Source organism: Protofrankia sp. CiP1_Cm_nod4 (assembly GCF_982290645.1).
In genome coordinates, this window is record NZ_CEVIVC010000025.1 from 11,687 (window position 1) to 23,046 (window position 11,360).

Consider the following 11,360-nt stretch of genomic DNA (forward strand, 5'->3'; position numbering starts at 1 on the left):
ACATCAGGCAGGCCCGGCGCCGGCCGGAAACCGGATGCCACGGCGTCCACCGGACGACGTCGACGACTGTTCGTGTTCGTGGCGCTGCTGGTGGTATGCGTACTCCTGGCCGGGAGCTACGGGCTGTATGTGGCCCACCGCGACGCGACGGACCCGCGCCGCTCCGGATCACCGGCCGGGACGGCCGGCACGGCCCCGCTGACCGGCGAACCGAAGATCGTTTTTCGGAGCACGGCCCGGGACTCCTCCTACGGCCGGGTGGCGATGGTGCCGCTGAACAGCCCCGCCGGCCCCCGGGAGGTCACCTCGCTGACGTGTGAGCGGGTGGACATCGCCGGTGACACCGGTCTCTGCCTCGGCGCCGAACGCGGCGTGGTGACCACGTACAAGGCGTACCTGTTCGGTCCCGACCTCCGTCCGGTCCACAGCTTCCGGGTGGCGGGTGAGCCGAGCCGGGCACGCCTGTCCCGCGACGGCCATCTGGCCGCGGTCACGGTGTTCGTCTCCGGGCATGCCTACGCCGGCCCGGCCTTCTCCACCGCCACCACCCTCTACGACGTCCGCAAGCAGCGCGAGCTGGGTAGTCTCGAGCAGTTCGCGATCTTTCGGGACGGCCAGCGGATCAACCCGGCGGACCAGAACTTCTGGGGTGTGACGTTCGCCTCGGACGACGACACCTTCTACGCGACGTTCGCGACCGGCGGCACCACCTACCTGGTCCGGGGCAGCGTCCGGGCCCGGCAGGTGCACACGCTCACGACCAACGTGGAGTGCCCGTCGCTGTCCCCCGACGGCACCCGGATCGCCTTCAAGCAGCGGGTGGCCGCCGACGGCGGCCCGGTGCGCTGGCGGGCGACCGTGCTCGACCTGAAGACGATGCGGCGCACCGAGCTGGCGGACCAGCGCAGCGTCGACGACCAGATCGCCTGGTTCGACAACGACACGGTCGTCTACGGCCTGCCGCGGGACGGCAGCGCCGCCTCGATCACCGATACCTGGGCCGAGCCGGCGGACGGTTCGGGCGCGCCGCGCATCCTCGTCCCGCAGGCATGGTCGCCGGCCCTGTTCCGCTGAGCGGGCGCCCCGGGCCGGACGTGCCGGGCATGCCGTTCGCGGTGGTTCCGTTCGTGGTGGTTCCGTTCGCGCTGGTTCCGGTCATGGTCGTCTCGCCGGGGCTGTTCCGGCCGCGGCCGCGCTGGTCACGGCTGGGTTGGCTGGCCCGTCGCCTTCGGCCGTCGCGGCCGGCTGGTTCGTCGTCCTCGGTTGTTGGGGCTGACTGGTTCGTCACAGCCGTTGATCTTGTCGGAAGCCCCGGGCAGGCCACTATCATGGCCCTCCAGTGTGCCGCGAGTGGATCGCGGCACGCCCGAAGGTGACAGCTCGATGATGCGCGTCACCCTCCCGACCGGTAATTCCCCTGGTGGGTGCCGCCCTGTTCACGCGGCCGCCCCGCGTTATCGCCTGTGAGCCACGTCGCCTGTGAGCCACATCTCTGTACACCACGCTATTCCGGTATGCAATGTCATTCCGATACGTTCTGGTGGGCCATGTCGTTCTGGTAGGCCATGTCGACCGGGGGAAAAGCTCCGGCGGCCAGCGCCCCGGAGCCGGTCAGAACCAGATGCCGGTCAGAACCAGATGTCGATCAGAACCAGGTGCCGGTCGAAAGGCAGGTAGGGGATCGCATGTCAGTCGAGTCCGTCGATCAGCCACTGGCCCGTAAGCAGGTGACGGCCGTCCCGGTCGAAGCCTGCCGCTCGTGTGGCGGGCCGCGGCCACGCCCGTTCCTCTCCCTGGGGCGGACACCGATCGCCAACCGGCTGCTGCGGCCCGACGACCTCGCCGAGCCCGAGCCCGTCTTTCCCCTCGAGATCGGTTTCTGTGCCTCCTGCGCGCTGGTCCAGCTCACCCACGCCATCCCGGCGGAGGAGATTTTCGGCGCCGGTTACCGGCCCTTCCCGTCGTCCGGGGACACGCCGCGCCGAAATGCGGACAGGCGTGCCAGGGAAATCATCGCCGGTCGTGCTCTCGGCCCCGACAGCCTGGTCGTGGAGATCGCGAGCGGTGACGGGTGCCTGCTGCGGGCGTTCGCCGAACGCGGGATCCCGGTGCTCGGCATCGAGCCGTCACCCGCACTCGCGTCCGCCGCCCGCGCGATCGGCGTGCCGACCCGTACGGAGTTCTTCGACGCCGGGCTCGCCCGGTCGCTGGCCGCCGAGGGGCTGCGGGCGGACGTCATCATCGTCGACAACGTGCTGGCGCACCTCCCCGATCCGAACGGCTTCGCCGAGGGCATGTCCGTCCTGCTCGCCGATGACGGGATCGTCGAAGTGGATGACTCCGGGGTCGGAGCCCTGCTCGACCACACCGGGTTCGACGCCGTCGACCATGATCGTTCCTGTTATTTCTCCACCATCGCCGTGGACGCGCTGATGCGCCGTCACGGTCTGCGCCTGACGGACGTGGAGGAGTTCCCCGAGCATCCCGGCGGCATCCTGCGCTGGCGGCTGAGCCGGGCCGGAAGACCCGGCCCGGGGGTGGGCAGGCGCCTTGACCGTGAACGTGCCGCCGGCCTGGACACCTTCGACCGGTACGCGAGTTTCGCCGACGACGTGCGCGAGTCACAGGCCGAGCTGCTCACCCTCCTGCACGAGCTGCGCGCGCACGGGCGGAGCGTGGCCGCCTACGGCGCCGCGGCCAAAGGCGCCATGCTGCTGAACTCCAGCGGTATCACCACCGATCTTGTGCAGTACGTCGTCGACCGCAACGTCGACAAGCAGGGCAAGTACATCCCGGGCGCGCGTACGCCGATCCTCGACCCGGCCGTGCTGGCCCAGCGCCAGCCGCACTACCTGCTCCTGCTGGCCTGGAACGTCAGAGACGAGATCATGGATCAGCAGGCGGCGTTCGCCCGCAGGGGCGGCAAGTTCATCGTCCCGGTTCCTCGTCCGGTTGTGTGTTAGTTGTCTTTTTGTCTTTTTGGCTGTGGATAGCTCCGTGCCAGGCGAAGGCGCCATGTGGGGGCGGCCGGGCAGGGATGCCGGGTGAGGTGGCGGACGGGGGATGGCGGGCCGCGCGTCCCGGCCCCGATCGGTGATCCACGTTTCCGTGGCCGGGCGCCGGTGCCGTCGGACGCCGTTGCCGCCGGAGCCGGTTGTGTCGGTGTGGCCGGTTGCGGCGGCCACGCCTTCCGCACGTCCATTACTTTGCGTGACTGAATGATTTCTTCGGCGGGTTCCGCTGCCGCGGAAACACGTGGCGGACGCGCCGTGTAGTTTCAATGCTTGAGGACGGTGGGGCCACCGGCTTTCTCGCCCCCGGGGGTGCCCGCCGTTCCAGCGATCTGGAAGGTCCGGGAGGTCTCAGGGAATCCAGGGGGCTGTAATGTCTGCGCAGGACAGGTGCTACGGGGGTGTCCGCGTCCGCCAGCTTTTCGCGTTTTCCTATGATCTTGTATTTTCTCGTGGCCCGAGGAGGACGTTCCGGTGACCCGGGCCGCCTGGCCGCGCGCGGAAGCCGAGCGCGCGCTGCCCAGAATCTCGCCGTTCCGGCTGCTCCGGCGCCGGTGGCTGGTGATCATCCTCGGGGCGGTCGTCGGTGCCGTCTGCGCGCTGGCCGTCAGCAAGCAGCGGGACGAGCGTTTCGAGGCGACCGGCCGGGTGTTCCTGGGTGCCTCCCAGGCGCTACCCAGCAGTGATCATCTCGACGCCGCCCGGATCGTCCAGACCCAGGCCCAGCTCGCCGGCTCCACCGTGACGCTCGATCTGGCCGCCAAGCAGCTGGGCCTGCCGCGGCGGGAGGTGGCCGAGCGGCTGACGATCACCGCGTCCGAACGGGGCGACTTCTTCACGATCACCGGCAGGGGCGATACCGAGCAGCGGGCGACCGGTCTCGTCCAGGCCGTCGAGGCCGCCTACCAGCAGCTTCTCACCCAGCAGCAGGCGGCCGGCGGCGGGACGGCCCGTTCGCTGACGGAGCTGCGTGACGAGATCTCCCAGAACCTCCGGAGGCTGGCGGCGCTGCCGAGGACCGCGGACGGCCAGACGCTGGCCACCCAGGTCGCCACCCTCAACGCGCAGCTCGCCGAGCTCAACCGGCAGATCCCGCAGGTACAGGCCACCGGCACGCCGGCCGCGGTGACCCTCGCCGAGCCCGCTTCCCCGGTCGGGAAGGTCGCTCCGAAACTGGCGCGCAACACGCTCGTCGGCGCCCTGGCCGGCCTGCTGCTGACGGTGGCCGGGCTCTGCGCCACCTACCTGCGCCGCCCGACGGTGCTCGACGCCGGGGACGCGGCCGACGTCCTGGGTGCTCCGCTGATCGCGAGCATTTCCGGCGGGCGGGGCAACGACCTGCCGGCCGGCCGGCTGGTCGCCGCCATGGCCTCCGTGCTGGCCCCGACCGGCAAGGTCATCGCACTCACCCCGGCCGGCCGGGGTGACCTGGCGCCCGACCTGGTCACGACGGTGGCGGCGAGCTGGTCGGACGACCAGGGGATCGTGCTGATCCTGGACGCCTCGCCGGAGCCGGACATGCGCGGGGCCCTGGAGCGTCTGCCACCCGCCGTGTCCAGCGAGCTGCCCCGGTGGGCCCACGAGCCGACCTGCATGGCGCGTTCGTCCGGTGCCGGCAGCGGGCATGTGCTGTACAACCGGGTCGCGCAGGCCCGGGCGGCCCGCCCCGGCGGTCTCGTGCCCATCCTGGCCGACCGGGCACCGGTCGTCGATCTTGTCATCGTGCTGACACCCCCTCTTGTCGATCTTCCGATGACGGCGGCGTCCGCCATGCAGGCGGATGTCGTCATCGCGGTCGCGACCGGCCGGACGCGGATCAGGGAGCTCTCGCGGGTCCTGCGGGACTGGCCGGCCCTGGCCGAACGCCTGGTGGGTGTGGTGCACGACGGACGGCCCGGCACGCGCCGGCCCGCTGGCCGTGGTGCCGCTGACAGCGGCTTCGGCGTGTCACGGGTGGCCGCGTCACCCGTGGTCGTGCCTCGTGCCGCCGCACCGTCGGGCCTGTCGCGGGAGGACGCGGCTTCCGGCTCCGCCGACAGCGCGGCCGGCCACGGCGGGGCACCGGCGGCCCCGGCGGGCCCGGCGGCTGGGGCGGGCCTGCCGCTGGCGGACACCGCGCGCCGCGCGACGGTCGACGCGGAGGCCACCGACCGCTACGCCCGCCCCGGCGGCAAGCAGAGCTGAGCCCGTCCACCGGCGGGCCCACGGAGGTGGCTCGGAGCGGCCGATTCCCCGGCACGTAAAATGGCGGAGAACGCGGTTGTGTACGCCGGGCTTGTGTACGTGGGTGGCTGGTAGTTCGGGCGCCGTCCCATGGGGAACAGCCCGGTACGCCAGCAGTGACCCGCTCCGTGACGCTGTGTCCTGTGTGCAGTTTGTCGTTCGTCTGTAACGTGCGCTGTTCCCGAGAGGTTCGGACGCTCCTATGACCCTCGCCCCGCTGTTGGACGCTCTTACCGTCACTCCGGGTGCGGATCCGGCCCTGGCGCGCGCGGTCGCCGCGGTCGGTGAGCCCCGGCTGGACCTGTCGGCCCCGGCCGCGCTGCGCCCGTTCGCCGCCGCCGCGCTCGCGGTCCGGGCCGGCCGGCCGGTGCTGGCCGTCACCGCCACCGGGCGGGAGGCCGACGATCTCGCCGCGGCGCTGTCGAGCCTGATCGATCCCGACACGGTCGCGGTGTTCCCGAGCTGGGAGACCCTGCCGCACGAACGGCTGTCCCCGCGGGCCGACACGGTGGGGCTGCGCCTCGCCGTGCTGCGGCGGCTGGCCCACCCCGGCAGCACCGGCCGGCCGCCGTTGTCGGTCGTGGTGGCGCCGATACGGGCCGTCCTGCAGCCTCAGGTCGCCGGTCTCGGGGATCTCGAGCCGGTGACGTTGGCCGTCGGCGACAGCGCCGACCTGGGGGAGGTCGTGGACCGGCTTGTCGGGGCCGCGTACCACCGGGTCGACCTGGTGGAACGGCGTGGCGAGATCGCGGTGCGCGGCGGCATCCTCGACGTCTTCCCACCGACCGAGGAGCATCCGCTGCGGGTGGAGTTCTTCGGCGACGAGGTCGAGGACATCCGGCCGTTCTCAGTGGCCGACCAGCGGGCGCTGTCCGGCCCGTCCGGCGGTCCGTCCGGCGGCCCGAGCGGCGGCCCGAGCGGCGGGGATGGCCGGGACGCCCGGCCGCGGCTGTTCGCGCCGCCGTGTCGCGAACTGCTGCTCACCCCACCGGTCCGGGCCCGTGCCCGGGAGCTGGCACAGGCGCATCCCGAACTGCTCGACATGCTCGACATGATCGCGGACGGCATTCCGGTGGACGGTATGGAGGCGCTCGCGCCGGTGCTCTGCGACGAGATGGTGCTGATGCTCGACGAGCTGCCCGCCGGCACGCATGTGCTGGTGTGCGACCCGGAACGGGTCCGGGCCCGGGCCACCGAACTGGTGCGCACGAGCCACGAGTTCCTGGAGGCGTCCTGGAGCACGGCCGCCGCCGGCGGCAGCGCCCCGATCGATCTCGGCGCGGCGGCCTACCGCTCGATCGCGCAGGTGCGCCAGCGGGCCACCGAGATCGGCCTGCCGTGGTGGTCGGTCGGCCCGTTCGGCGGCGGCGTCACCGCCGACGGCCTCTCGGGCGGCGACCGGCCCGGGAGCGGCGGCTCCGGGGGTGGCGCGGGCGGCGACGGCCGTCCCGGCGACCACCAGGTGTGGGGCGCCGCCAGCGGCGAGGATGCCTTCGACGACCACACGGTGATCTCCAGCCTGCGGCCGGCCACCGCCTACCATGGTGACACCGCGCGGGTGCTCGCGGACATCAAGGGCTGGCTCGCCGGCTCCTGGCGTGTCCTGCTGGTGACCGAGGGGCATGGCCCCGCCCAGCGGCTCGTCGAGCTGCTGCGGGACGCCGACCTGGGCGCCCGTCTCGCCGAGGACGCCGACCTCGCCCGTGGCGTGGCCACGGTCACCTGCGGCCAGCTCGGCAGCGGCTTCACCAGCGACCTGCTCGGCATCGCCGTCCTGACCGAGGCGGACCTCGCCGGCCAGCGCGGTGTCACCACCCGTGACATGCGCCGGATGCCGCACCGGCGCCGCAAGGGCATCGACCCGCTCGCGCTGCGCGCCGGCGACCTGGTCGTCCACGACGCCCACGGGGTCGGCCGGTACATCGAGATGGTGACCCGGACGGTCGCCGGCGCCACCCGCGAGTACCTCGTCCTCGAGTACGCGAAGGGTGACCGTCTGTACGTCCCGACCGACCAGCTCGAACAGGTCACCCGTTACGTCGGCGGCGAGGGCCCGAGCCTCGACCGGATCGGCGGCGCCGACTGGGCGAAGCGCAAGGGACGCGCCCGCAAGGCCGTCAAGGAGATCGCCGGCGAGCTGATCCGCCTGTACAGCGCGCGGATGGCCGCGCCCGGGTACGCCTTCGGCCCGGACACCCCGTGGCAGCGGGAGCTGGAGGACGCTTTCCCGTTCCGGGAGACCCCCGACCAGCTCTCGGCCATCGAGGAGGTCAAGGCCGACATGCGCAGACCCGTCCCGATGGACAGGGTCATCTGCGGCGACGTCGGCTACGGCAAGACCGAGATCGCGGTCCGGGCGGCGTTCAAGGCGGTGCAGGACGGCAAGCAGGTCGCTGTTCTCGTCCCGACGACACTGCTCGTCCAACAGCATTTCCAGACGTTCTCCGAGCGGTATGCCGCGTTTCCCGTGAACGTACGGGCGATGTCGCGCTTCAATTCCGCGTCCGAGCAGAAGACGGTGCTCGACGGGATTTCCGACGGCACCGTCGACGTGGTGATAGGAACGCATCGGCTGCTGTCGTCCGCGTCCCGTTTCAAGGACCTCGGCCTGGTGATCGTCGACGAGGAGCAGCGCTTCGGCGTCGAACACAAGGAATATCTGAAGAAAATGCGGACCGCGGTGGACGTGCTCACCATGAGCGCCACCCCGATCCCGCGGACACTGGAAATGTCGATCACCGGTATCCGGGAGCTGTCGACGATCGACACCCCGCCGGAGGAGCGGCACCCGATCCTGACCTTCGTCGGGCCGAGCGACAACCGGCAGATCGCCGCCGCGATCCGCCGTGAGCTGCTGCGGGAGGGGCAGGTCTTCTTCATCCACAACCGGGTGGAGTCGATCGACGCGGCCGCGGCGAGGCTACGCGACCTCGTCCCCGAGGCCCGCGTCGCCACCGCGCACGGCCAGATGGGCGAGGACGCCCTCGAGCAGGTGATGGTCGCCTTCTGGGAGAAGAAGTTCGACGTCCTGGTATGTACCACCATCGTCGAGTCGGGGCTGGACATCTCCAACGCCAACACCCTCGTCGTGGAACGCGCCGACGTGTTCGGGCTGTCCCAGCTGCACCAGCTGCGGGGCCGGGTGGGCCGCGGCCGGGAACGCGCCTACGCATATTTCCTGTATCCGCCGGACAAGCCGCTCACCGAAACCGCGCACGACCGGCTCGCGACGATCGCCCAGCATTCCGACCTCGGTGCCGGAATGGCCGTGGCCATGAAGGACCTGGAGATCCGCGGGGCGGGCAACCTGCTCGGTGGGGAACAGTCCGGGCACATCGCCTCGGTCGGTTTCGACCTGTACGTGCGGATGGTCGGTGAGGCCGTCGCGGACTTCAAGGGCACCGCGGTCGAGGAGCCGCCCGAGGTCAAGGTCGAGCTCCCGGTGAACGCGAGCCTGCCGCACGACTACGTCCCCAGCGAGCGGCTGCGGCTGGACGCCTACCGCCGCCTGGCCGCCGCCGTCTCGGACGACGACATCGCCGAGGTCCGCGCCGAGCTCCTCGACCGCTACGGGACGCCGCCCGAGCCGGCCGAGAACCTGCTGGCGGTCGCCTCCCTGCGGGTGCTGGCCCGCCGGCACGGCGTCACCGAGATCACCGTGGCCGGCCGCCAGATCCGGTTCGCGCCGCTGGAGCTGCGCGAGAGCCAGACCATGCGCCTCCAGCGGCTGTACAAGGGGGCCGTGGTCAAGCCGGCGGTGCGCACGGTCCTGGTGCCGGTGCCGGCGGAGACCCCGCGTATCGGCGCCCGGCCGCTGCGTGACCGCGCCGTCCTCACCTGGGCCGCGGAGCTGCTGGCGGCGGTCGCCGGCGACTCGGTCGCGGCGGCGGCCACGGCCGCGTCCCGCTGATCCCATGCCCGCTGATCCCATGCCCGCTGATTTCGTGCCCCGCCGGTCCGCGGCCGGTTCCGGTGGATCTTCAACCGGGTGGGTGGCGAGGAGCGCGGACGCGGTGGGGGTTACGCCCACCGGTGGCCTGGCTGTGCGCGGCGGGCGGCGAGTCGGTACGGTCACAGCCGTGAAGCCCCGTTCTGCCGCTCGCCGCATCCTCGCCGGCGTGGCGTTGGTGGTCCTTACCGCCTCCGCGTGCACCACCCATGCCGGGTCCGCCGCCCAGATCGGCGATGACACGATCAGGACGTCGACCTTGCGTGACGTCGTCGACCGTGGCCTGGCCGTCAGCCGGTCGGCCGCCGCGGCCGATCCCGGCGCCGCCCAGAGCATCGCGCCGATCGAACGCACCGATCTGCAGCGGCGCGCGCTGACCACCCTCGTCCAGCTCGACCTGCTCGAGCGGGAGGCCCGCAGCCTCGGGATCACAGGGACCGACCAGGACCTCGACGCCTTCTACCAGGCGTACAGCGTGCTCGGGTTCGGCAGCGTCGCGGCCTTCGAGCAGCTGGCGGCGCTCGGCGGCATAGCCCGCCAGGACCTGCGCGTCTTCATCCGCTCCAACGCCCTGGAGTCGGCGATCGCGGACAAGCTGGCCCCGGTCACGGTCACGGACGCCACCAGGAAGCAGGCCCGCGACGAGTACGACAAGATCGTCGCGAAGTTCGGCGGACAGAAGAAGCAGATCTCGCTGAGCTTCGACCAGGCGCAGGGCTATCTCGTCCGGTCGCTGGCCGAGAGCCAGCGCAACCAGGCCGTGTACACGAAGCTGCGCGAGACCGCGGCCCGGGAATCGGTCTCGATCAACCCGAGGTTCGGCGCCTGGGACGCCGCCCAGCTCGCGGTGGTGGCCGCGGCCGTCTCGGTGGCGACAACCCCGGCGCCCGCGCCGTCGCTGGGCCCGGGACTCACGCTCACCCAGTGACCGTCCCCGTCCCGCCAGCAGTCCCGCCGGCCGCGCTGACCGATCCGGTCATGCTGGCCTGGCCGCCCGGGGTGACCGGAGCGGCCAGGTCGGCCGGGCCGGCCGAGGGGGCCTGGTGACCGCGAGCATCGTCGTCGTCGTGACCAGTCCCCGGGTCGCGCCCGGACTGCTCGACGTCGCGGCCTGGGACCTGCTGCGCGCCGCCGGCACGGTCTGCTGCGGGTCGGCCGACCATCCCCAGCGGGCTGCCCTCGCCGCGGCGGGCATCGCGGTCGAAGTGCTGGCGGACGCCGGCCAGCGGGCCGCCGTCACCGCCGAGGCGCTGCGCCGGCGCGCGCACGCCGACCCGTCCCGGCCCGTGGTGTGGCTCGCCGCGCCGGCTGCTGGGACCCTGCCAGCCGGCGAGACCCCGGGGGCTGATGGAGCGCTGTGGGCCGGTGGGGCCGAGCCAGGCGGGGAACACGGCCTGCTCGACGCGCTCGCCGCCGCGGCCGGCGCGGACCTCACCGTGACGGCCGTCCAGGGGTCGCGCGACCTGCCCGGCGCCAGGCTGCTGGACGCGGTCGCCGTGATGGACCGGCTGCGCTCTCCCGGCGGCTGCCCGTGGGACGCCGAGCAGACCCACACCTCGCTCGCCTCCTACCTGCTGGAGGAGGCCTACGAGGCGTACCAGGCGATCGAGGACGGCAACCACGCCGACCTGCGTGAGGAACTCGGCGACGTGCTCATGCAGGTGCTCTTCCACGCGAGGATCGCCGCCGAGGGCAACGGCTGGCCCGCCGGCCCGGACGACGCGGGGACACCCGGCACCGGGGCCGCCCCCGACGACCGGAACAGCGACGACCGGAGCGGCGACGACCGGAGCGGCGACGACCGGCAAGGTGACGACCGGAACAGCGCGGCCTGGGACAACACGCCCCTGAACGGGGCTGGCCGGGACGAGACGGCCCGGAACGGCGCCGTCCGGGGCGGGGAGGAGGCCCGGCGCGGCACGGCCGTCTGGGACATCGACGACGTGGCCGCGGGCCTGGCCGACAAGCTCGTCCGCCGGCATCCGCACGTCTTCGGATCGGTGCGGGTGGACGGCGCCGCCGCCGTCGAGACGAACTGGGACAAGATCAAGGACGTCGAGAAGGGCCGCCGGTCGGTGACCGAGGGCGTCCCCCTGTCCCAGCCCGCGCTCGCGCTGGCCGCGAAGCTCCAGAAGCGCGCGGCCAAGGTCGGCGTACCCGATGAGATCGTCCTCTCC

The 11,360-nt window shown here is 72.4% G+C and carries 6 protein-coding genes; all 6 read left to right on the forward strand.

All coding sequences use genetic code 11. From position 1 onward, the window contains the following. The coding region (locus tag AC5LSR_RS07410; RefSeq protein ID WP_493468284.1) for a hypothetical protein at window positions 1–1,074 on the forward strand (1,074 nt) is incomplete at its 5' end. 611 nt (window positions 1,075–1,685) lie between these two features. After that, on the forward strand, window positions 1,686–2,963 hold the full coding sequence (locus AC5LSR_RS07415; RefSeq protein WP_250285405.1) for a methyltransferase domain-containing protein: 1,278 nt from the start codon (window positions 1,686–1,688) through the stop codon (window positions 2,961–2,963). A 522-nt stretch (window positions 2,964–3,485) separates the two neighbouring features. Then, a complete protein-coding gene (locus AC5LSR_RS07420; RefSeq protein ID WP_493468285.1) occupies window positions 3,486–5,195 on the forward strand; it encodes a YveK family protein in 1,710 nt (569 codons plus the stop codon). A 241-nt stretch (window positions 5,196–5,436) separates the two neighbouring features. Further along, window positions 5,437–9,144 (forward strand): transcription-repair coupling factor, encoded by a 3,708-nt coding sequence (gene mfd / locus AC5LSR_RS07425; protein WP_250285632.1) that lies wholly within the window; start codon window positions 5,437–5,439, stop codon window positions 9,142–9,144. A 169-nt stretch (window positions 9,145–9,313) separates the two neighbouring features. Beyond that, window positions 9,314–10,111, forward strand: coding sequence for a hypothetical protein (locus tag AC5LSR_RS07430; RefSeq protein WP_250285631.1), 798 nt, complete (start codon window positions 9,314–9,316; stop codon window positions 10,109–10,111). Between the two features lie 115 nt (window positions 10,112–10,226). Further along, the coding region (locus AC5LSR_RS07435; protein WP_493468286.1) for a MazG nucleotide pyrophosphohydrolase domain-containing protein at window positions 10,227–11,360 on the forward strand (1,134 nt) is incomplete at its 3' end.

Excerpts from the sequence above, each read along its gene's own strand:
- AC5LSR_RS07415 (WP_250285405.1), top strand. The coding sequence starts at position 1,686 with ATGTCAGTCGAGTCCGTCGATCAGCCACTGGCCCGTAAGCAGGTGACG.
- mfd (WP_250285632.1), top strand. The coding sequence starts at position 5,437 with ATGACCCTCGCCCCGCTGTTGGACGCTCTTACCGTCACTCCGGGTGCG.